Annotated in this window: 22 protein-coding genes; 8 read left to right on the top strand and 14 right to left on the bottom strand. The window is 69.6% G+C overall.

Features of this window, described 5'->3' with window-relative positions; genetic code table 11:
- Positions 1–4 precede the first annotated feature (4 nt).
- From HQK15_RS13280 to HQK15_RS13300, 5 genes are read left to right on the top strand one after another with little or no spacing between them, the layout of a single operon-like run.
- A complete protein-coding gene (locus tag HQK15_RS13280; RefSeq protein WP_173491962.1) occupies positions 5–1,582 on the top strand; it encodes a phosphoglucose isomerase-related protein in 1,578 nt (525 codons plus the stop codon).
- A complete protein-coding gene (gene zwf, locus HQK15_RS13285; RefSeq protein WP_173491963.1) occupies positions 1,579–3,111 on the top strand; it encodes a glucose-6-phosphate dehydrogenase in 1,533 nt (510 codons plus the stop codon). The genes HQK15_RS13280 and zwf overlap by 4 nt, the downstream gene beginning before the upstream one ends.
- Positions 3,111–4,016 carry a glucose-6-phosphate dehydrogenase assembly protein OpcA gene (locus tag HQK15_RS13290; RefSeq protein WP_173491964.1) on the top strand — a complete coding sequence of 302 codons (906 nt, stop codon included), beginning with the start codon at positions 3,111–3,113 and terminating at the stop codon, positions 4,014–4,016. Before zwf ends, HQK15_RS13290 begins: the two co-directional genes overlap by 1 nt.
- Entirely contained in the window at positions 4,013–4,714 is a 702-nt protein-coding gene (gene pgl / locus HQK15_RS13295) for a 6-phosphogluconolactonase (RefSeq protein ID WP_173491965.1), read from the top strand. Before HQK15_RS13290 ends, pgl begins: the two co-directional genes overlap by 4 nt.
- Complete coding sequence (locus HQK15_RS13300; RefSeq protein ID WP_173491966.1) at positions 4,711–5,553, top strand: alpha/beta fold hydrolase; 843 nt, start codon at positions 4,711–4,713, stop codon at positions 5,551–5,553. Before pgl ends, HQK15_RS13300 begins: the two co-directional genes overlap by 4 nt.
- Before the next feature lie 141 nt (positions 5,554–5,694).
- Here the strand turns inward: HQK15_RS13300 and HQK15_RS13305 are convergent, their stop codons facing one another.
- From HQK15_RS13305 to uvrA, 11 genes are all read right to left on the bottom strand, one after another.
- On the bottom strand, positions 5,695–6,048 hold the full coding sequence (locus HQK15_RS13305; RefSeq protein WP_173491967.1) for an RNA polymerase-binding protein RbpA: 354 nt from the start codon (positions 6,046–6,048) through the stop codon (positions 5,695–5,697).
- A complete protein-coding gene (gene secG, locus HQK15_RS13310; RefSeq protein WP_173491968.1) occupies positions 6,048–6,284 on the bottom strand; it encodes a preprotein translocase subunit SecG in 237 nt (78 codons plus the stop codon). The genes HQK15_RS13305 and secG overlap by 1 nt, the downstream gene beginning before the upstream one ends.
- Positions 6,285–6,300: 16 nt before the next feature.
- Entirely contained in the window at positions 6,301–7,104 is an 804-nt protein-coding gene (gene tpiA, locus HQK15_RS13315) for a triose-phosphate isomerase (protein ID WP_173491969.1), read from the bottom strand.
- Positions 7,101–8,312, bottom strand: coding sequence for a phosphoglycerate kinase (locus HQK15_RS13320; RefSeq protein WP_367649201.1), 1,212 nt, complete (start codon positions 8,310–8,312; stop codon positions 7,101–7,103). The genes tpiA and HQK15_RS13320 overlap by 4 nt, the downstream gene beginning before the upstream one ends.
- A gap of 2 nt (positions 8,313–8,314) precedes the next feature.
- A complete protein-coding gene (gene gap / locus HQK15_RS13325; protein WP_173491971.1) occupies positions 8,315–9,319 on the bottom strand; it encodes a type I glyceraldehyde-3-phosphate dehydrogenase in 1,005 nt (334 codons plus the stop codon).
- Positions 9,320–9,415: 96 nt separating this feature from the next.
- Complete coding sequence (gene whiA / locus HQK15_RS13330; protein ID WP_173491972.1) at positions 9,416–10,399, bottom strand: DNA-binding protein WhiA; 984 nt, start codon at positions 10,397–10,399, stop codon at positions 9,416–9,418.
- 39 nt (positions 10,400–10,438) lie between these two features.
- Entirely contained in the window at positions 10,439–11,416 is a 978-nt protein-coding gene (locus HQK15_RS13335; protein WP_367649177.1) for a gluconeogenesis factor YvcK family protein, read from the bottom strand.
- Entirely contained in the window at positions 11,413–12,276 is an 864-nt protein-coding gene (gene rapZ, locus HQK15_RS13340) for an RNase adapter RapZ (RefSeq protein ID WP_173491973.1), read from the bottom strand. Before rapZ ends, HQK15_RS13335 begins: the two co-directional genes overlap by 4 nt.
- 13 nt (positions 12,277–12,289) lie before the next feature.
- A complete protein-coding gene (uvrC, locus tag HQK15_RS13345; RefSeq protein ID WP_173491974.1) occupies positions 12,290–14,230 on the bottom strand; it encodes an excinuclease ABC subunit UvrC in 1,941 nt (646 codons plus the stop codon).
- Positions 14,231–14,259: 29 nt separating this feature from the next.
- The gene (locus tag HQK15_RS13350; protein ID WP_173491975.1) at positions 14,260–15,210 is read right to left on the bottom strand and encodes a DUF808 domain-containing protein; all 951 of its coding nucleotides are present in this window, start codon (positions 15,208–15,210) and stop codon (positions 14,260–14,262) included.
- A gap of 19 nt (positions 15,211–15,229) precedes the next feature.
- Positions 15,230–18,088, bottom strand: coding sequence for an excinuclease ABC subunit UvrA (gene uvrA, locus HQK15_RS13355; RefSeq protein WP_173491976.1), 2,859 nt, complete (start codon positions 18,086–18,088; stop codon positions 15,230–15,232).
- Positions 18,089–18,311: 223 nt separating this feature from the next.
- Here uvrA and HQK15_RS13360 point away from each other — a divergent pair, with 223 nt between their 5' ends.
- Both HQK15_RS13360 and HQK15_RS13365 read left to right on the top strand, forming a co-directional pair.
- The gene (locus HQK15_RS13360) at positions 18,312–18,965 is read left to right on the top strand and encodes an MBL fold metallo-hydrolase (RefSeq protein WP_173491977.1); all 654 of its coding nucleotides are present in this window, start codon (positions 18,312–18,314) and stop codon (positions 18,963–18,965) included.
- Entirely contained in the window at positions 18,962–19,294 is a 333-nt protein-coding gene (locus HQK15_RS13365; RefSeq protein ID WP_173491978.1) for a hypothetical protein, read from the top strand. Before HQK15_RS13360 ends, HQK15_RS13365 begins: the two co-directional genes overlap by 4 nt.
- A 212-nt stretch (positions 19,295–19,506) precedes the next feature.
- Here the strand turns inward: HQK15_RS13365 and HQK15_RS13370 are convergent, their stop codons facing one another.
- From HQK15_RS13370 to HQK15_RS13380, 3 genes are read right to left on the bottom strand one after another with little or no spacing between them, the layout of a single operon-like run.
- Positions 19,507–19,911: an SRPBCC family protein gene (locus HQK15_RS13370; protein WP_173491979.1), complete on the bottom strand. Its 405-nt coding sequence runs from the start codon at positions 19,909–19,911 to the stop codon at positions 19,507–19,509.
- A 31-nt stretch (positions 19,912–19,942) separates the two neighbouring features.
- Positions 19,943–20,224 (bottom strand): hypothetical protein, encoded by a 282-nt coding sequence (locus HQK15_RS13375; RefSeq protein WP_173491980.1) that lies wholly within the window; start codon positions 20,222–20,224, stop codon positions 19,943–19,945.
- A gap of 43 nt (positions 20,225–20,267) precedes the next feature.
- Positions 20,268–20,570, bottom strand: coding sequence for a hypothetical protein (locus HQK15_RS13380; RefSeq protein WP_173491981.1), 303 nt, complete (start codon positions 20,568–20,570; stop codon positions 20,268–20,270).
- A gap of 73 nt (positions 20,571–20,643) precedes the next feature.
- On the opposite strand from HQK15_RS13380, the gene HQK15_RS13385 reads away from it, so the two are divergent.
- Entirely contained in the window at positions 20,644–21,051 is a 408-nt protein-coding gene (locus HQK15_RS13385; RefSeq protein ID WP_173491982.1) for an outer membrane protein assembly factor BamD, read from the top strand.
- The last annotated feature ends 2 nt before the right edge of the window (positions 21,052–21,053 follow it).

A 21,053-nucleotide genomic window follows, 5' to 3' on the forward strand; every position in this document is an offset into this window, starting at 1 on the left:
CCCGATGATCGGGGTCGCCCTCACCGTCCCGTCGCAGTCCGAGTTCGACGAGGCGCTCCGGCGCGCCGTCGACGACCGTGTGGCGTCGCGCATCGACGCCCAGGATCCCACCCTGTGGGGTCCTGACGCGGAGTCGGAGGCGAGCATCCGGCTCAGCTGGACGCACCTGCCAGAGTCGTCGCGTCCCCTCGTCGCCGAGATCTCCGCGCTCCGCGAGGATCTCGTCGCGAAGGGGCTCGACCACATCGTCCTGTGCGGCATGGGCGGCTCGTCGCTCGCACCCGAGGTCATCTGCCACACCGCCGGCGTCGACCTGACGGTGCTCGACTCGTCGCAGCCCGACATGGTGCGGGCCGCGATCGCCGACCGCCTCGACCGGTCCGTCGTCGTGGTGTCGAGCAAGTCCGGCGGCACCGTCGAGACCGACAGCCAGCGGCGGGCGTACGAGCAGGCGTTCACCGAGGCGGGCATCGACCCGCTCGAGCGCATCGTGGTCGTCACCGATCCCGGGTCGCCCCTCGACGAGGAGGCCACCTCGACCGGCTACCGCGTCTTCCGGGCCGATCCCCACGTCGGCGGTCGCTACTCGGCCCTGACCGCCTTCGGCCTCGTGCCGAGCGGTCTCGCCGGTGTCGACATCGGGGCCCTGCTGGCCAGCGCCGAGACGGAGGAGTCGCGGCTCTACTCCGACGACGCCGACAACCCCGCGCTGCGCCTCGGCGTCATGCTGGGCGTCGCCAACGCGCACGACGTCGACAAGCTGGTCCTGGTCGACCAGACCCGGCACGGTGTCGGTGACTGGATCGAGCAGCTCGTCGCGGAGTCGACCGGCAAGCTCGGCAAGGGCATCCTGCCCGTCGTCGTGCCGTTCGAGAACGCGACCAACTTCAACCCCAGCACGGCCGACTCGGTGCTCGTGACGATCGGCGGCGACGGCCCGCCCGAGGCACAGTCCGGCTTCTCGGCCGACCTGCAGGGCGAGCTCGGCGCGCAGATGCTCCTGTGGGAGGTCGCGGTCGCCGTGGCCGGCCGCATCATCGGCATCGACCCGTTCGACCAGCCCGACGTCGAGAGCGCCAAGAAGGCCGCCCGCGAGCTGCTCGGTGGCGAGGGCTCCGTATCCTCCCCCGACTTCAGCGAGAACGGCATCGACGTCTACGGCGCCGGCGCGACGCTCGCCGAGGCCGTGCAGACGCTGCTCGACCAGGTCGACCTCGACCACGGCTACCTCGCGATCCAGGTCTATCTCGACCGACTGGCCTACGCCGACTTCGCCGGCGTGCGCGAGGTCGCGGCCGAGCGGCTCGCCCGCCCGGTCACGTTCGGCTGGGGACCCCGGTTCCTGCACTCGACCGGCCAGTACCACAAGGGCGGCACCCCCAACGGCGTGTTCCTGCAGGTCACGTGCGCACCCGCGGAGGATCTCGCCATCGCCGGACGCGACTTCACCTTCGGCTCGTTCATCGACTCGCAGGCCGCCGGTGATGCCGCCGTCCTGCGCGACCACGGACGTCCGGTGCTCCGCCTGCACCTGACCGACGTGCCGGCGGGCCTCGCGACGATCAGGGAGCTGCTGGCGTGACCGGTACGACCCCCCACGTCAATCCCCTGCGCGACCCCAGTGATCGCCGGCTGCCCCGCATCGCGGGACCCTGCAGCCTGATCATGTTCGGCGTCACGGGCGACCTGGCCAAGAAGAAGCTCATCCCCGCGGTCTACGACCTCGCCAACCGGGGGCTCCTGCCGCCCGGGTTCGCCCTGGTCGGCTTCGCCCGCCAGGACTTCGGCGACAACACGTTCGCCAAGATGATCAGGCAGGCCGCCAAGGACGGTGCCCGCACCCCGTGGAGCGAGACCGTCTGGAAGCAGCTCGCGGCCGGCATCCGGTTCGTCCCGGGTGAGTTCGACGACGACGACGCGTGGGAGCGCCTCGCCGACACGATGGCCGAGCTCGACGAGCAGCAGGGCACGGGCGGCAACCACGCCTTCTACCTGTCGATCCCGCCGGGCCTGTTCCCGGTCGTGGTCTCACAGATCAAGAAGCATGGTCTGGCCGAGTCGACCCAGGGCTGGCGCCGCGTCGTGATCGAGAAGCCGTTCGGCCACGACCTCGCCTCGGCCGAGGAGCTCAACCGCATCGTCGCCGACGTGTTCGCCCGTGAGTCGGTCTTCCGCATCGACCACTACCTCGGCAAGGAGACGGTCCAGAACATCTTGGCCTTCCGCTTCGCCAACGGGATGTTCGAGCCGATCTGGAACAACCACTACGTCGACCACGTGCAGATCACGATGGCCGAGGACATCGGCATCGGCTCACGTGCGGGCTACTACGACGGCATCGGCGCGGCTCGCGACGTCATCCAGAACCACCTGCTGCAGCTCATGGCGCTGATCGCGATGGAGGAGCCGGTCTCGTTCAACGCCTCGTCGCTGCGGCTGGAGAAGCAGAAGATCCTGGCCAACGCCCGTCCCCCGGCGCGCATGGACCTGCACACGGCCCAGGCGCAGTACCTCGCCGGCTGGGCCGGCGGCGAGAAGGTCCGTGGCTACCTCGAGGAGGACGGCGTCCCCGACGGCTCGCGGGCCGAGACCTACGCGGCGATCCGCGTCGACGTCTCGACCCGTCGTTGGGCCGGAGTGCCGTTCTACCTGCGCACCGGCAAGCGCCTCGGACGCCGCGTCACCGAGGTCGCGGTCGTCTTCAAGCGGGCGCCCCACCAGCCGTTCAGCAAGAACGACGTCGAGGAGCTCGGCCAGAACGCCCTCGTGATGCGCATCCAGCCCGACGAGGGCGTCACGCTGCGCTTCGGCGCCAAGGTGCCCGGCACGACGATGGAGATCCGCGACGTCAACATGGACTTCGCCTATGGCGGGGCCTTCGTCGAGAGCAGCCCCGAGGCGTACGAGCGCCTCATCCTCGACGTGCTGCTGGGCGATCCGCCGCTCTTCCCGCAGCACGAGGAGGTCGAGCTGGCCTGGAAGATCCTCGACCCGGTCATCCAGCACTGGCGCAAGGACAAGACCATCGACACCTATGCGTCCGGCACGTGGGGACCCCCGTCCGCCGACGCGATGATGGCCCGCGACGGCCGCACCTGGAGGCGCCCGTAATGGAGATCGCACTCGAGAACACCAACTCGGCGAAGATCGCCCGCGCGCTCGTCAAGGCCCGGTCGGCCGCCGGCAGCCCGGCGATGGACATGGTGCTGACCCTGCTGGTCGTCACCGACGACCACACCGTCAGCGAGGCGCTCAAGACCGCCACGACCCTGTCGCGCGAGCACCCGTCCCGCGTGATCGGCGTCATCCTCGGCGACGGACGCGGCTCGGCCGCGCTCGACGCCAAGGTGCGCGTCGGTGAGAACTCGTCGGGCGAGTCCATCCTGCTGCGCATCTCCGGTGAGCTCACGAAGCACGCCGAGTCGGTCGTCCTGCCGCTGCTGCTCCCCGACTCCCCCGTCGTGGTGTGGTGGCCCGGCAAGCCGCCGACCCAGCCGTCGCAGGACGCGATCGGGCAGCTCGCCCGACGCCGGCTCACCGACGCCGAGGCCACCGACTCCCCGATCCGGTCGCTCAAGGCGGTTGCCCGCACCTACGAGCCCGGTGACACCGACCTGTCGTGGACCCGCCTCACGCCGTGGCGCGCCCTGCTCGCCGCGGCGCTCGACCAGACGACCGGCACGGTCACCAGCGGCACGGTCGTCGCCGGCACCGCCAACCCGGCCGCGGCGCTGCTCGTGGCGTGGCTGGAGAGCCGGCTCAAGGTGCCGATCACCGCCAAGCGCAGCGACACCGAGCAGATCGCGTCGGTCGTGCTGCGGACCACCGAGGGCGACGTCGTGATCGAGCGGATCGACTCCGTGTCGTGCCACTTCAGCGTGCCCGGCTCCTCGCCCCGCGAGGTGCCGCTCGGCGCCCGCTCGCTCGCCGAGCTGCTGGCCGAGGACCTGCGCCGTCTCGACGCCGACGACATCTATGCCGCGACGATCCGCCACATGCTCAAGGAGAAGGCATGACGGTCGAGGTCTGGCCGAGCTCGGAGGCCCTGGCGACCGCGATCGCCGAGCGCATCGCCGATCGCCTGGCCCACGTGCAGCGCACGGGCCGCCGTCCCAGCGTCGTCCTCACCGGCGGCACCGTGGCGGCCGCCGCCTACGAGCAGCTGCAGGCCGGTGACGTCGACTGGACCGACGTCGACTTCTTCTGGGGCGACGAGCGCTTCGTCCCCGAGGGGCATGCCGACCGCAACGACCAGCAGGCCCGTGACAGCTTCCTCAGCCGTCTGGGCGTGCCCGACGATCGCGTCCACGCCATGCCGGCGCACGGGTGCGACCTCAGCATGGCCGAGGCTGCCGACAGCTATGCGGCCGTCCTTCCCGACGAGCCCTTCGACCTGGTGCTGCTCGGCATGGGTCCCGACGGCCACGTGGCCTCGCTGTTCCCCGGCCACCCGCAGCTGCGCGAGACGTCGCGGCGGGTCGTCGAGGTCTTCGACTCCCCCAAGCCCCCGCCGCAGCGCATCTCCCTGACGTTCCCCGCGCTCAACCACGCGCACAGTGTCTGGCTGCTCGTCTCCGGCGCCGGCAAGGCCGAGGCCGTCGGGCGTGCGCACGGCGACGGCACGGTCGACGACACGCCGGCCGTCGGTGCCCGGGGCCTGACCGAGACCGTGTGGCTGCTCGACGAGGCAGCGGCGTCCGAGATCACGGCGTGAGCCCCGAGACCGTCAAGCTCGCCGGCACGGCCGGCACGATCGCTGCCGACCGCTGGGAGGGTGACGGCGACCGGGGCACGGTGCTGCTGCTCCACGGCGGCGGGCAGACCCGTCACTCGTGGAGCCGCAGCGGCGAGCGGTTCGCCGCGGCGGGCTGGACGACGTACGCGCTCGACTCCCGGGGCCACGGCGACAGCGACTGGGACCCGTCCGGCGACTACTCGATGGACCGGCTCGTCGCCGACCTGCGCAACGTGATCGACCAGATCGGTGCGTCACCCGTCCTGGTCGGCGCGTCGATGGGCGGCATCACGTCGCTCGTCGCCGAGGGCGAGAACGCGCCGCTGGCCAGGGCCCTGGTGCTCGTCGACATCGCGACCCGCATGGAGCCGGCCGGAGTCGACCGCATCCTGTCGTTCATGGCGTCCGCGCCCGACGGCTTCGCATCGCTGGAGGAGGTCGCCGACGCCGTTGCCGCCTACAACCCGCACCGACCCCGCCCTCAAAACCTTGACGGCCTGCGCAAGAACGTCCGCCAGGGCGATGACGGCCGCTGGCGGTGGCACTGGGACCCCGCCTTCCTCGACCGCGGCGACGAGCCCCGTCGCGAGGCACGCGAGGCACGCCTCGACGCGGCTGCCGCGGCGGTCGCCGTGCCGACGATGCTCGTGCGGGGCCAGTCGTCCGACGTCATCTCCGCCGACGGCGCGGCCCACCTGCAGTCGCTCATCCCGCACGCGGTCGTCCGCGAGGCTGCGGCCGGCCACATGGTCGCCGGTGACGACAACGACGTCTTCGTCACCCAGGTCGTCGAGTTCCTCGACGCCAAGCTGCCCTGACCCCCGCCACGGTTTACCACGGTCCCTACGCAAACTGAACGGATCGGCCGTCCCCCCGGTGCAAACGTCGTCTGCCCGAGGGATATCTCCCTCGGGCAGACGACACTTGCTGAGGGACCGTGGTAAACCGTCCCTCGGGGTCTAGAAGATGACCTCGCCGGACTTGCGCTTGCTGCGCAGCATCTCGACGGCTTCCTTGAGGATCTCGTCGGCCTCGGTCTCGGAGCGGCGCTCCTTCACGTAGGCCAGGTGAGTCTTGTAGGGCTCGATCTTCTTGGCCGTCGGACGGTTGTCAGCGTCCACGCTGGACGGCATGCCGCACCGCGGGCAGTCCCACGACTCCGGCACCTCGGCCTCGATGGCGAACTGCAGCTCGGTCGTGTGGTTGTTGATGCAGAAGAACGTCACGAACTGCCGCGGGGCTGCTTCGCCGCGCTCGGCCTCGCCCATGGGGCCAGAACCGATGCGGCTGCCCCGGATTGCACCTGCTGCCACTAGTTACTCACCTTCAGGAGCAGGCCGAGTGCGAAGATGCACACGACCCAGACGACTGCGATACCGACCGTGATCCGGTCGAGGTTGCGCTCGGCGACCGACGAGCCGCCCAGCGAGCTGGAGACGCCGCCACCGAACATGTCGGAGAGACCGCCACCGCGTCCCTTGTGCATGAGGACCAGGACGATCATCAGCACGCTGCTGATCGCCAGGAGGATCGAGAATGTTGCAATCACTGTGGGGCCTTCGTTGTCAGGCGCCGGACAGGTCCGGCATGGCATAGAACCGGGCGATACCGGCGAACTCCTCCGCCTGGAGGCTTGCTCCGCCGACCAGGGCGCCGTCGACGTCCGACTTCGCCATGATGGCGGCGATGTTCGCCGCTTTGACCGATCCGCCGTAAAGAATACGCGTTGCGGCGGCAACCTCCGACGACCAGGTCTCCTCGACACGCCCACGGATCGCCGCACACACCTCCTGCGCGTCCTCGGGAGTGGCGACCTCACCCGTCCCGATGGCCCAGACCGGCTCGTAAGCGATGACGACCGAGGCCATCTGCTCGGCGGTCAGACCGGTGAGCGAACCGTCGATCTGGTCGAGCGTGTAGGCGACGTGCTCGCCGGACTGGCGGACCTCGAGGCCCTCGCCGACGCACACGATCGGGCTCATGCCTGCTGCCAGGGCCTTGGTGGCCTTGACGTTGACGAGCTGGTCGCTCTCGCCGTGGTACTCGCGACGCTCGGAGTGACCGACGACGACGTAGGAGCAGCCGAGCTTGGCCAGCATGGCCGCCGTGACCTCACCGGTGTAGGCGCCGCCGTCGTGCTCGGACACGTCCTGCGCGCCGTAGCGGATCGACAGGTGGTCACCGTCGACCAGCGTCTGGACGCTGCGCAGGTCGGTGAACGGCGGGACGACGACGACCTCGGCGAGCTCGTAGTCGTGCTTCTTGTCCTGCAGCGTCCACGCGAGCTTCTGGACGAGCACCAGTGCTTCCTGGTGGTCGAGGTTGGACTTCCAGTTGCCGGCCATGAGGGGCTTGCGGGCGGAGGTCATGCGTCAGTCCCTTCGGGGCTCGGTGATGCGAGGACGGTGAGTCCGGGGAGCGTCTTGCCCTCGAGGTACTCGAGGGACGCGCCACCACCGGTGGAGATGTGACCGAACTGGTCGTCCGCGAAGCCGAGCTGGCGCACGGCTGCCGCCGAGTCTCCCCCACCGACGACCGAGAGTCCATCGACCTGGGTGAGCGCCTGTGCCACGGCCTTGGTGCCGGCGGCGAACGATGCCATTTCGAACACGCCCATCGGGCCGTTCCAGAACACCGTCCTGGAGCCTCGAATGACCTCCGCGAACGCAGCGGCCGAGTCGGGTCCGATGTCGAGCCCGAGCTGGTCGGTCGGGATCGCGTCGGCCGCGACGACCGATGCTCCCTCGTCCTTGAACTCGGGGGCGACGACGATGTCGGTCGGGAGCAGGAGCGTGACGCCCTGCGCCTTGGCCTGCTCGATGTAGCCGCGCGCGATGTCGAGCTGGTCCTCCTCGAGCAGGGACTTGCCGACCTCGTGGCCCTGGGCCTTGAGGAAGGTGAAGACCATGCCGCCGCCGATCAGCAGGTTGTCGGCCTTGTCGAGCAGGTTGTCGATGACGCCAAGCTTGTCGGAGACCTTCGAGCCGCCGAGCACGACCGTGTAGGGACGCTCGGGCGACTCGGTCAGGCGCTTGAGCACCGTGACCTCGGCCTCGACGAGACCGCCGACCGCGGCTGGGAGCCGGGTGGCGATGTCGTAGACGCTGGCCTGCTTACGGTGCACGACCCCGAACCCGTCGGAGACGAACACGTCGGCCAGGGCCGCGAGCTCGTCGGCGAACGCACCGCGGACGGCATCGTCCTTGCTGGTCTCACCGACGTTGAAGCGGACGTTCTCGAGCACGGCGACCTGCCCGTCCTCGAGCCCGGACGCGATGCGCTGTGCATCAGGACCGACGGTGTCGGACGCGAGCTGGACCGGCGATCCCAGCAGCTCGGCGAGCCGGGCAGCGACGGGAGCCAGCGAGTACTTCTCGTCGGGCGTGCCGTCGGGACGACCCAGGTGCGCCGTCACGAGGACGCGCGCACCTGCGTCGGACAGGGCCTTGATCGTCGGGACGCTCGCGCGCACGCGACCGTCGTCGGTGATCGTCGATCCGTCGAGCGGGACGTTGAGGTCGCTGCGGACCAGCACCCGCTTGCCGCGGAGGTCGCCCAGACCTTGGATCGTCGTGATGCTCAAAGGCTTGCGCCGACGTGCACGACGAGGTCGGCGAGGCGGTTGGAGTAGCCCCACTCGTTGTCGTACCAGCCGACGACCTTGACCTGGTCGCCGATGACCTTGGTGAGGCCGGAGTCGAAGATGCACGACGACGGGTCGGTCACGATGTCGGCCGAGACGATCTCGTCCTCGGTGTAGACCAGGAAGCCCTTCATGGCGCCCTCGGCAGCCGCCTTGACGATCGCGTTGACCTCCTCGACCGTCGTCTCGCGCGAGGCGGTGAACGTCAGGTCGGTGGCCGAGCCGGTGGGCACGGGGACACGGAGCGCGTAGCCGTCGAGCTTGCCCTTGAGCTCGGGGAGGACGAGGCTGACGGCCTTGGCGGCGCCGGTCGACGTCGGGATGATGCTCAGGTTGGCAGCACGGGCGCGACGCAGGTCGCTGTGCGGCGCGTCCTGCAGGTTCTGGTCCTGGGTGTAGGCGTGGATCGTCGTCATCAGGCCCTTCTCGATGCCGAGGCCGTCGTTGAGCGCCTTGGCCATCGGAGCGAGGCAGTTGGTCGTGCACGACGCGTTGGAGATCACGGTGTGCGCGGCCGGGTCGTAGAGCTCGTGGTTGACGCCCATCACGACCGTGATGTCCTCGTTCTTGGCAGGCGCGGAGATGATGACCTTCTTGGCGCCGCCGTCGACGTGGGCCTTGGCCTTGGTCGCGTCGGTGAAGAAGCCGGTGGACTCGATGACGATGTCGACACCGACGCTGGCCCAGTCGAGCTTGGCGGGGTCGCGCTCGGCGAATGCGGCGATCTTCTGGTCGCCGACGAAGATCGACTCGTCGTCGTACGTCACGTCGGCGTCGAGGCGACCGAGGATCGAGTCGTACTTCAGCAGGTGCGCGAGCGTCTTGTTGTCCGTCAGGTCGTTGACGGCGACGATCTCGATGTCTGCCCCGGCGGCACGAGCCGCGCGGAAGAAGTTGCGGCCGATGCGGCCAAATCCATTGATGCCTACGCGTACGGTCACGGGAAACAGCTCTCCTGCGGGAAGGGATGGATTAACGCCCCCACCCTACCGAGAACGATCCCGTACCGGCGAGTCACCTCCCGGCCAGAAAGCCGGTCAGTCGGCCGCGAGGCTCTCGTCGCCGAGGCTGGACTCGGTGTCGGGGACGCCGAGCTCCTCGGCCCGCTTGTCGGCCATGGCCAGCAGACGTCGGATGCGGCCGGCGATCGCGTCCTTGGTGAGCGCCGGCTCGTGCAGCTGGCCGAGCTCCTCAAGGCTGGCCTGACGGTGCTCGACGCGCAGGCTGCCGGCCATCTTGAGGTGGTCGGGAACCTCCTCGCCGAGGATCTCGAGGGCGCGCTGCGCGCGGGCGCCGGCGGCCACCGCCGCGCGGGCCGAACGGCGCAGGTTGGCATCGTCGAAGTTGGCCAGGCGGTTGGCGGTGGCGCGGACCTCGCGGCGCATGCGGCGCTCCTCCCAGGCCAGCAGCGACTCGTGGGCACCGAGACGGGTCAGCAGCGCGCCGATGGCCTCGCCGTCACGGATGACGACGCGGTCGATGCCGCGCACCTCGCGGGCCTTGGCGCTGATGCCGACGCGGCGGGCGGCACCCACGAGGGCAAGTGCCGACTCGGGGCTGGGGCAGCTGACCTCGAGCGCCGACGACCGGCCGGGCTCCGTGAGCGATCCGTGGGCGAGGAACGACCCACGCCACGCCGCGACGGCGTCACACGACGAGCCGGACACGACCTGCGGCGGGAGGCCGCGGATCGGCCGTCCGCTGCCGTCGATGAGGCCGGTCTGGCGCGCCAGCGCCTCACCGTCCTTGGAGACCCGGACGACGTAGTGGGTGTCCTTGCGGATGCCGGCGTTCTGCATCACGAGGACCTCGCTGTCGTGGCCGTAGATCTCCGCAATGTCCTTGCGGAGCCTGCGGGCTGCTGCGCCGGTGTCGAGCTCGGCCTCGACGACGATGCGTCCCGAGACGATGTGGAGCCCGCCGGAGAAGCGCAGGATCGAGGAGACCTCTGCCTTGCGGCAGCATGACTTCGTGATGGAGGTGTTGGCCAGCTCTGCCTTCACCTGGGCCGTCATCGCCATGCAGCGGGTCCCCTTCGGGTCGTCGAGAAAAAAGTCACTTTACGCCTGCCTCATGACCTGTCCGAACGCGGCTGCGAGCCGTGCTGGGTCGTGCTGGTCTGAGCCGGGGCTCTCGGCCAGGTCGGACACGACCAGGCGCGCACCGAGCGATCGTGCAGTCGCCTCCAGCGTGCCACGCGTGTCAACGAGGCTCGTGTCGGCGATGACCGCATCGAGCCTCAGCTCGGGCGCGTGCGCGGCCAGCACCTCGAGGTGGTCGGTCGGGCTCAGCCCCTCGGTCTCGCCGTCCTGCTCGGTGAGGTTGAGGACGAGAGCGCGTCGGGCCGGAGTCGAGATCAGGGCGTCACGCAGCCCCGGCACGAGCAGCGTCGGCATGACGCTGGTGAACCACGAGCCCGGCCCGACCACGACCCAGTCGGCCGACTCGACGGCGGCGACGGCCTCGGGGCAGGCCGGCGGGTCGGCCGGATCGAGCCGCACGCTGACGACCTGGCCGTCGACCTGGGCGACCTGCACCTGGCCCCGGATGATGGTGATCCGGTCGGGCGCCGACGTCAGGTGCACCTCGGCCTCGATGTCGAGCGGCACGGCCGCCATCGGCAGCACCCTCCCCTGGGCGCCCAGCAGGTCACCGACGAGGTCGAGGCCCGCGACGTGATCGTGCTGGTCCCACAGGGCGGCGATGAGCAGGTTGCCGACGGCGTGACCGTCGAGGGGCCCGCCGCTGGTGAAGCGGTGCTGCAGCAGGCTCGCCCATGTGCGACCCCACTCGTCGTCGCCGCACAGCGCAGCCAGCGCCATGCGCAGGTCACCCGGCGGCAGGCCGCCCAGCTCGTCGCGCAGGCGACCCGAGGAGCCACCGTTGTCGGCCACCGTGACGACGCCCGTGAGCTCGGTCGTGAGTCGCCGCAAGGCCGACAGGCTGGCAGCCAGGCCGTGCCCGCCACCGAGCGACACGACCTTGAGATCTCCCTCGAACCGCTCGGGGCGTTCGGGGCGCGGGGGCCGAGTGATCACTCGCGCCCCAGGTCACGATGGACGACGAGCGTCCGCACACCCCGCGATCGGAGCCGGTCGGCGAACGCCTCGGACATCGCGACGCTGCGGTGACGCCCGCCCGTGCAGCCGATCGCGATGGTCAGGAAGTGCTTGTCCTCGCGCAGGTAGCCGTCGGTGAGCAGCGCGACGAGGCGCTCGTACTGCTCGAGGAACTCGTCGGCACGGGGCTGGCTCAGGACGTACTCGCTGACGGGGACGTCGAGACCGCTCAGGGGTCGCAGGTCGTCGACCCAGAACGGGTTGGGCAGGAAGCGCAGGTCGGCCACCATGTCGGCGTCGATCGGGATGCCGTACTTGAAGCCGAACGACATGACGGACGCACGCAGACCGCCGGAGTCGGCGTCCTCGAACGCCGCGCGCACCCGCTGGCCGAGCTGGTGGACGTTGAGGGTCGTGGTGTCGACGACGATGTCGGCCCGCCCGCGCAGCCGCCGCAGCAGCTCGCGCTCGCGGTCGAAGCCGTCCATCAGACGACCTTCGAGGCTGAGCGGGTGCGGACGTCGAGCCGCCTCCTGGCGACGCACGAGCACCTCGTCGGACGCCTCGAGATAGAGGATGCGGGTGTGCACACCCATGTCGCGCAGCGACTCGATGGACTCGACGAGTCCGCCGAAGAACTGGCGCGACCGCGCATCGACGACGACCGCGAGCTTGTCGATGTCGTCGGACTTCTCGACCGTCTCTACCGCGCTCGACAGCAGCCCCGGCGGGAGGTTGTCGATCACGTAGTAGCCGAGCTTCTCCAGCACCTTGGCCGCGGAGCCGCGTCCCGCGCCGGTCATGCCGGTCACCAGCACGAACTGGCTGAGGGTCGTCACGTGTCCTCGTCTCTCATGCTTCGATGATCTCGCCGGTGGCGGTGTTGATCGCGGGCGCGGTCTCGCCGGCCGCAAGCGCCTCCACGATGGATTGTGCCGTAGCCGCGCCGATCCCGGGCACGGATGCGATCTCCTCTGCCGTCGCTGCGCGGAGCTTCTTGACCGACCCGAACGACTTCAGAAGCGCCTTGCGACGCGTCGGCCCGAGCCCCGCGACCGGGTCGAGGACGCTCTCGATCATCGACTTGCTGCGCCGGCCACGGTGGTGGGTGATCGCGAAGCGGTGCGCCTCGTCACGCAGCCGCTGCAGCAGGTAGAGGCCCTCGCTGGTGCGCGGCAGGATCACGGGGTCCTCGTCGTCGGGCAGCCAGACCTCCTCGAGGCGCTTGGCCAGCCCCACCAGCGCGACGTCGGTGACGCCGAGCGCCTGCATGGCCTGGTGCGCCGCCGCGACCTGGGGCGGTCCGCCGTCGACCACCACGAGGGACGGCGTGTAGGCGAAGCGCCGGGGCTTGCCGGTCTCGGGGTCGATGCCGGGCCCCTCGTCGTCGTTGTCGGTGCGCGCCTTGAGCAGCTGGGTGAAGCGACGCGTGATGACCTCGTGCATCGCCGCGACGTCGCTCTGCCCCTCGTTGCGGATCGTGAAGCGGCGGTACTCGGACTTGCGGGGCAACCCGTCCTCGAACACGACCATCGAGGCGACGGTCTCGGTGGCGCCGAGGTTGGAGATGTCGTAGCACTCGATGCGCAGCGGCGCGGACTCCAGGTCGAGGGCCTCCTGGATCTCCTCTAGCGCCAGGCTGCGCGCGGTGAGGTCGGACGTGCGCTTCATCTTGTGCCGCATGAGCGACTGCTTGGCGTTCTGCTCGACGGTCTGCATCAGGGCCCGCTTGTCGCCCCGCTGCGGGACGCGGATCGTGACCGGGCCCTCCCTGCGCTCGCTGAGCAGCTCGGTGACGGTGCCGGCGTCGAGCGGCATGTGGGGCACGAGCACCTCGCGCGGGATCGCCGACGGCGCGGTGTCCTGGTAGAGCGTCATCAGTGCCCGCTGCACGAGCTCGGGGAACTCGGCCTCGTCGGCCTTCTCGGCGACCCAGCCGCGCTGGCCACGGATGCGTCCGCCACGGACCGAGAAGATCTGCACCGCGATCTCCAGCGGGTCGTCGACGAAGCCGAGGACGTCGGCGTCGGTGCCGTCGCCCAGGACGACGGTCTGCTTCTCGAGCACCCGCTGCAGGGCGCCGAGGTCGTCGCGCAGCTTGGCGGCGAGCTCGTACTCCTCCCGCGCGGACGCCTCGAGCATCTTCTTCTCGATGCGCTTGGTGAAGCCGGCCGTCTGCCCGCCCATGAACGCCAGGAAGTCGTTGACGATCGCACGGTGCTCGTCGGGGCTGACCCGGCCGACGCACGGAGCCGCGCACTTGCCGATGTCACCCAGCAGGCACGGGCGCCCGATGGCCTTGGAGCGCCGGAAGACCCCGGCGGAGCACGACCGCATCGGGAAGACCCGCAGCAGCGTGTCGACGGTGTCGCGGATGGCCCACGCGTGGCCGTAGGGGCCGAAGTAGCGGACGCCCTTGCGCTGCGCCCCCCGCATGACCGTCACCCGGGGGAACTCCTCGCCCACCGTGACCGCCAGCCACGGGTAGGACTTGTCGTCGCGGTACTTGACGTTGAAGCGGGGGTCGAACTCCTTGATCCAGGAGTACTCCAGCGCCAGGGCCTCGACCTCGGTGCTGACGACCGTCCACTCGACCGACGACGCGGTGGTCACCATCTGCTGCGTGCGCTGGTGCAGGTTGGTGATGTCCTGGAAGTACGAGCTCAGGCGCGGCCGGAGCGACTTGGCCTTGCCGACGTAGATGACGCGGCGCTCGTCGTCACGGAACCGGTAGACCCCCGGCTCGTTCGGGATCTCTCCCGGCGCCGGTCGATAGCTCGCTGGATCTGCCACACCGCAAGTCTACGGCGTGGCGGTGACACTCAGGCGTGCTCGGTGCCCTTGCCACGGCGTCGCGGGACGACGTGCATGACGGCGACGATGATCGCGCCCCAGACGGCGCCGATCAGGGCGGACGCGAGCGTGTTGGTGAGCCAGCCGGCGACGGCACCGACCGAGCTGAGGGCGTCGTGGACGTCCTCCTCGAGGTGGTGCACCAGGTCGTACGGCCAGTGCCATCCGAGGTCGTCGACACCGACCAGGATGATGTGCCCGCCGACCCACAGCATCGCGGCGATGCCGACCGTCGAGATCACGGCCAGCAGACGGGGCATGGCCTTGACCAGGCCGAGGCCGACCTTCTGCGAGAACGCCGATGCCCGCTGCGACAGGCTCAGGCCGACGTCGTCCATCTTGACGATCAGCGCCACGACGCCGTAGACCAGCGCCGTGATGGCGATCGCCACCACCAGCAGGATCGCGGCGCGGGAGAGGAACGGCTCGTCGGTGACCTCGTTGAGCGCGATGACCATGATCTCGCCGGAGAGGATGAAGTCGGTGCGGATCGCGCCTGAGACCATCGTGGCCTCCTGCTCGGGCCCCGACTCGGCCGCGGTCTCGCTGGCCTGCTCGTGGTGGCCGCTGATCCGCTCCCAGATCTTCTCGGCGCCCTCGAAGCACAGGTAGGTGCCGCCCAGCATCAGCAAGGGGGTCAGCAGCCACGGCAGGAACTGGCTGAGCAGCAGCGCCGCCGGCAGGATGAACAGCACCTTGTTGCGCAGCGAGCCGATCGCGATCTTCTTGATCATCGGCAGCTCGCGGTCGGCGGTCACGCCGTGGACGTACTGGGGGGTCACCGCGGTGTCGTCGACGACGACGCCCGCGGCCTTGACGCTCGCGCGCCCGGCCGCCGCAGCGACGTCGTCCACCGAGGCTGCTGCAGCGCGCGCGAGCACGGCTACGTCATCGAGCAGTGCAAAGAGTCCGCCGGCCATGCGAACACGATACCGGCCGCTACGCGAGAAGCGGCTTCAGGAACGTGCCGGTGTGGCTGTCGGGGCTCGCCGCGATGTCCTCGGGGGTGCCCTCGGCGATCAGCAGACCGCCACCGCTGCCACCCTCGGGGCCCATGTCGATGACCCAGTCGGACGTCTTGATGACGTCGAGGTTGTGCTCGATGACGATGACCGAGTTGCCGGTGTCGACGATGCGCTGCAGCACTCCGAGCAGCTTGCGGATGTCCTCGAAGTGCAGACCTGTCGTCGGCTCGTCGAGCACGTAGACCGTGCGGCCTGTCGACCGCTTCTGCAGCTCCGACGACAGCTTGACCCGCTGCGACTCACCGCCGGACAGCGTCGTCGCCGGCTGACCGAGGCGCACGTAGCCGAGGCCGACCTCGACGAGCGTGCGCAGGTGACGCGCGATGACCGGGATGGCCTCGAAGAACTCGACGGCCTCCTCGATCGGCATGTCGAGGACGTCGGCGATCGACTTGCCCTTGTAGTGGACCTCGAGCGTCTCGCGGTTGTAGCGGGCGCCGTGGCACACCTCGCAGGGCACGTAGACGTCCGGCAGGAAGTTCATCTCGATCTTGATCGTGCCGTCGCCGGAGCACGCCTCGCAGCGGCCGCCCTTGACGTTGAACGAGAAGCGACCCTGCTGGTAGCCGCGCATCTTGGCCTCGGGCGTCTGCGCGAACAGCTTGCGGACGTGGTCGAAGACGCCGGTGTAGGTCGCCGGGTTGGAGCGCGGGGTGCGGCCGATCGGCGACTGGTCGACGTGGATGACCTTGTCGACGTTGTCGAGGCCGGTGATCGCGCGGTGGCGCCCCGGGATCGTGCGCGCGCCGTAGATCGACCGGGCGAGCTGGGTGTAGAGGATGTCGTTAACCAGGCTCGACTTGCCGGAGCCCGAGACGCCGGTGACCGCGACGAACATGCCCAGCGGGAACGTGACGTCGATGTCGCGCAGGTTGTTCTCCTTGGCGCCCTTGACCGTGAGCTCGCGTCCGGGGGTGCGCTCGCGACGCTTCTCGGGCAGCGGGATGGACTTGCGGCCCGAGAGGTACTGACCCGTCAGCGACTCCTCGCTGTCGAAGAGCTCCTTGACGGGCCCGGAGACGATGACCTGTCCCCCGTGCTCGCCGGCGCCGGGGCCGATGTCGACGGCCCAGTCGGCCGCCCGGATCGTGTCCTCGTCGTGCTCGACGACGATCAGGGTGTTGCCGAGGTTGCGCAGGCGGACCAGCGTCTCGATCAGGCGGTGGTTGTCGCGCTGGTGCAGGCCGATCGACGGCTCGTCGAGGACGTACAGGACGCCGACGAGTCCGGCACCGATCTGCGTCGCGAGCCGGATGCGCTGGGCCTCGCCGCCGGACAGCGAGCCGGCGTTGCGGTCGAGCGCGAGGTAGTCGAGCCCGACGTCGAGCAGGAAGCGCAGCCGCTCGTTGATCTCCTTGAGCACCCGCTCGCCGATCTGGCGCTCGCGGTCGCTCATCTCCAGCGACAGCAGGTAGTCGGCGGCCTCGCTGATCGACAGCGCGCAGACCTCGGCGATGTTCTTGGGGCCGTACTTCTCGGAGTTGAGCTGCACCGCGAGGATGACCGGCTTCAGACGGGTGCCGTTGCAGACCCGGCACGGCACCTCGCGCATGAACCCCTCGAGGCGTTCGCGGTTGGTGTCGGACTCGGTCTCGTCGTGGCGGCGCTCGAGGTAGGTGATCGCGCCCTCGAACTCGGTGTAGTAGGAGCGGACGCGCCCGTAGCGGTTCTTGTAGCGGACGTGGATCTTGGTCGGGTGCCCGTGCAGGATCGCCTCGCGGACCGTGGCCGGCAGGTCGCCCCACGGGGTGTCGGCGGAGAAGCCCATCTCGTCGGCGAGCGCACCGATCAGGCGGGAGAAGTAGTCGGAGACGTGCGCCGACGACCAGGGTGCGACGGCGCCCTCGTTGAGCGACTTGGCGTCGTCGGGGACGACGAGCTCGGGGTCGACCTCCATGCGGGTGCCGAGGCCGTGGCACTCGGGGCACGCGCCGAACGGGGCGTTGAACGAGAACGAGCGGGGCTCGAGCTCGTCGACGGCCAGCGGGTGGTCGTTGGGGCACGCGAGCTTCTCGGAGAAGCGGCGGGTGCGGTCGGCGTCCTTCTCGTCGAGGTCGACGTAGTCGATGATGACCAGGCCGTCAGCCAGGTTGAGCGCGGTCTCGACCGACTCGGTGAGGCGCTGCTTCTGGGTGCCCTTGACCTGCAGACGGTCGACGACGACGTCGATCGTGTGCTTCTTCTGCTTGGCGAGCTGGGGCGGCTCGTCGGCGAGCATGTGCACCTCGCCGTCGACGATCGTGCGGCTGAAGCCCTGGGCCTGCAGCTGCTTGAAGAGCTCGGTGTACTCGCCCTTGCGGCCGCGGATGACGGGTGCGAGCACCTGGAAGCGGGTGCCCTCCTCGCCGGCCATGATGCGGTCGACGATCTGCTGCGGGGTCTGGCGGGCGATCGGCTCGCCGCACTCGGGGCAGTGCGGGCGGCCCGCACGGGCGTAGAGCAGGCGGAGGTAGTCGTAGACCTCGGTGATCGTGCCGACGGTCGAGCGGGGGTTGCGGCTCGTGGACTTCTGGTCGATCGAGACGGCCGGGGACAGGCCCTCGATGAAGTCGACGTCGGGCTTGTCCATCTGCCCCAGGAACTGGCGCGCGTACGCCGAGAGCGACTCGACGTAGCGGCGCTGCCCCTCGGCGAAGATCGTGTCGAACGCGAGGGACGACTTGCCCGAGCCTGACAGGCCGGTGAAGACGATCAGGGAGTCGCGCGGAAGATCGAGCGAGACGTCCTTGAGGTTGTGCTCTCGTGCGCCGCGGATGACGAGGCGATCGGTCACTGGCTCCCCTGGTTCTGGTGCGAAAAGGATGGGTGCTGCGGGCAGAACTCTGCCCCTCGTCATCGTAACGACGGGGTCGGACAGTTTCTTTCCGAGCGCGGGGTCGGACTGGTCACACCACCCCCCTCTCCCCCGGAGGCGGTGCGCTGGCGTCCACGTCGTCGCTGATCCTGGACGCCAGCGCACCGCCCCGGAGGTCGAACGGTTCTGGCACGCTTCTCCCATGACGTACACCGGAGAAGTCGAGGTCGGCGGTCCTGCCGACGTGCAGCCCGCGGGCGACCTGATCATCACCAAGATCGCGGTCGGCGAGATGAACAACAACGCCTACCTGCTGCGGTGCGCCCTCACCGGCGAGCAGATCCTGATCGACGCCGCCAACGAGTACGACCGCCTGCTCGAGCTGATCGGCACCGACGGTCTCGCCCGGGTCGTCACGACCCACCGTCACGGCGACCACTGGCAGGCGCTCGCGACCGTCGTCGACAGGACCGGCGCCGAGACCGTCGCCGGCGAGCGCGACGCCGACGAGCTGCCCGTGCCGGTCGACGTCCGCGTGCAGACGGGCGCTCGGGTGCGGGTCGGCTCCTGCGAGCTCGAGGTCATCGAGGTCGAGGGGCACACGCCCGGCTCGATCGTCCTGGCCTACGACGACCCCGACGGCATCGTGCACCTGTTCACCGGCGACTCGCTCTTCCCGGGCGGAGTCGGCAAGACCTGGTCGCCCGAGGACTTCACGACCCTGATCGACCAGGTCGAGACCAAGATCTTCGGCGCCTACCCCGACGACACCCGGGTCTACCCCGGTCACGGGAACGACACGACCCTAGGCGTCGAGCGCCCCCACCTCGCGGAGTGGCGCGAACGCGGATGGTGAACCCGCACGACGGGGACGACATCACGCCTGCTGGCGAAGCGCCCTTTGATCGCGAAGGGACCTGGCATGCGTGGGTGAGTTACCTGACGCAGTTCGGCACCGTCCGCGCCGACCCGTCGAGCGGAGTATTCGTCGATGACGGCAGAGGAACAACAGCGCACGTGATGCTGAGCGCTGACGAGATCTACGACTTCGCTCTCGGGTCACGGATCCTCTCCGAAGGGCTGCCGCTCCAGCTCACCGATGACTTCTTCGAGTCGTTCGGCAGCCAACATCATGATCACGTTGACTACGTCCGCGACGGCTGGGATCTCGCAGAACGCCATTGACACCCTCGCCGGTGACTCCCTCTTCCCCGGCGGCGTCGGCAAGACGTGGTCGCCCGAGGACTTCACGACCCTGATCGACCAGGCCGAGACCGAGATCTTCCCCGCCGACGAGCTCGTCCCGCACAGCGTCGATACTTTTTGGGCACTTGTGAAGGTGTCTGGCGAGCAGACCGATACACAAGTGCCCAAAAAGTGGAGCGGACGGCGGCAGGTCAGGCTTCCAGCAGGGTCTTGAGGGTCGCGAGGTCGCGGGCGACGGCTGCGGCGTCGGACTCGAAGGCGTCGAGGTCGAAGCCGGGCAGCTGGAACAGGCTGAAGACGATGTCGCAGCCGTCGCCGTTGGGCACGACGCGCAGCGGGTTGACCACCCGGGCGCCGTCCGGGAGCGTCACGGTGTGGTCGAGCACACCGTACGGGTTGTCGGGCGCGAACTCGACCGTGATGCGTCCCAGGTCGGACTCGGCGACCCACTGGCCGTCGACCAGGTCGATCTCGGTGCTGAGCCCGGCGGCCCAGGCCGGCAGGTTGAGGGGGTCGGAGGCGAAGGCGTAGACGTCGGCGGCGCTGCGGGCAATGGTCTCGACGATGTGACGCGAGGTGTGGGTGGCAGAGGGCATGCCTCCACCGTAGGACGCACTCCCGACACCGTCACTCGCGTGGCTTGAGCTTGCTCGCTGGCAGCCAGGCGATCTGGGACGCGTCGCTGTGTCGTTGGGACTTGCCGGGAATGACGTAGACGACCTGGGCCTCGTAGCCGTCGGACGTACGACGCCACCCCAGCACCAGGCCCGGATATTCTTGCGCGACCTGGGTCGTGAGGTTCGAGAGGTTGACCCACACGTGATAGACCGGCGGGGCCTGCGGTGTCGGGACGGCGTACGGGTCCGCGGCGGCCAGCGGCCGGCCGTTCCTCGTCCCGTTCGGATTCACCCTCGAAGGATACGACTATTCGAACAGGTGTTCTAGTGGGGGCCTACTCGATCCGGCACAGCGGAGGAGCTTGCGGCACGGGTCCCTTCGTCGCCGGCGCACCGCACAGCCGAAGATCGTCCGGAACCTTCATCGGCTCGGGCGTCGGGACCACGCCGCTCGCCTGCGGGTCAGGCAGGGGATCGCCGGGCAGCCGGACCTCGGGGACGGGCAACGGCGCGAGCGGCCTCGGGTAGACGTCGACCGTGGCGACCTGGGACGGCGCGTCGGCGCCCATCCACGCTGCACCGAAGCCGACCAGCAGCGCGGCCAGCGCTACCGGGACCACGAGGAGCAGACGTCTCATCTGGGCAGTATGCCGCAGGGTGACCGCTGCCGTCTCGAGTAGCGATTCTCCGTCCAGCGCCTAGCGTTGGAGCATGAAGACGTTCGTCGCCGCCGTCATGCTGGTGCTCGTGAGTGCCTGCAGCAGCGGGTCGGACGCGCCCGCCGCGAAGCCCACGGCGCAGCTCAGCGCCTCGGAGGCCGAGCAGCAGACCTGCGAGCTCGTCCGCGCGGGCATCGACGAGTTCAACCGGCAGGACTACGCCGGCACCGTCGAGCAGTTCGAGCAGGCCAAGACCCCGGCCAAGATCTATGCCAAGGTCAACCCCGAGCCCGAGGCCGACGCCCTGCTCGACGCCGTCCAGTACTACGCCAACCTCGCACCCGAGGACTACCCCGACGCCGCTCGCTCGTCGGAGAGCTTCGCGCGCAACAAGGCCATCACCCTCGGCCAGTGCGCCTCGACCGAGCCGATCGACGAGACTCCCCCGACGCCCGTCTAGGG

It is taken from the genome of Aeromicrobium stalagmiti (genome assembly GCF_013283745.1).
In the GTDB taxonomy this organism is placed as follows: Bacteria; Actinomycetota; Actinomycetes; order Propionibacteriales; family Nocardioidaceae; genus Aeromicrobium; species Aeromicrobium stalagmiti.

Excerpts from the sequence above, each read along its gene's own strand:
- tpiA (WP_173491969.1), bottom strand. The coding sequence starts at position 7,104 with ATGACCTCCGCCCGCAAGCCCCTCATGGCCGGCAACTGGAAGTCCAAC.
- HQK15_RS13290 (WP_173491964.1), top strand. The coding sequence starts at position 3,111 with ATGGAGATCGCACTCGAGAACACCAACTCGGCGAAGATCGCCCGCGCG.
- HQK15_RS13350 (WP_173491975.1), bottom strand. The coding sequence starts at position 15,210 with ATGGCCGGCGGACTCTTTGCACTGCTCGATGACGTAGCCGTGCTCGCG.
- whiA (WP_173491972.1), bottom strand. The coding sequence starts at position 10,399 with ATGGCGATGACGGCCCAGGTGAAGGCAGAGCTGGCCAACACCTCCATC.
- HQK15_RS13385 (WP_173491982.1), top strand. The coding sequence starts at position 20,644 with ATGAAGACGTTCGTCGCCGCCGTCATGCTGGTGCTCGTGAGTGCCTGC.
- HQK15_RS13280 (WP_173491962.1), top strand. The coding sequence starts at position 5 with ATGATCGGGGTCGCCCTCACCGTCCCGTCGCAGTCCGAGTTCGACGAG.
- HQK15_RS13380 (WP_173491981.1), bottom strand. The coding sequence starts at position 20,570 with ATGAGACGTCTGCTCCTCGTGGTCCCGGTAGCGCTGGCCGCGCTGCTG.
- pgl (WP_173491965.1), top strand. The coding sequence starts at position 4,013 with ATGACGGTCGAGGTCTGGCCGAGCTCGGAGGCCCTGGCGACCGCGATC.
- HQK15_RS13370 (WP_173491979.1), bottom strand. The coding sequence starts at position 19,911 with ATGCCCTCTGCCACCCACACCTCGCGTCACATCGTCGAGACCATTGCC.
- HQK15_RS13360 (WP_173491977.1), top strand. The coding sequence starts at position 18,312 with ATGACGTACACCGGAGAAGTCGAGGTCGGCGGTCCTGCCGACGTGCAG.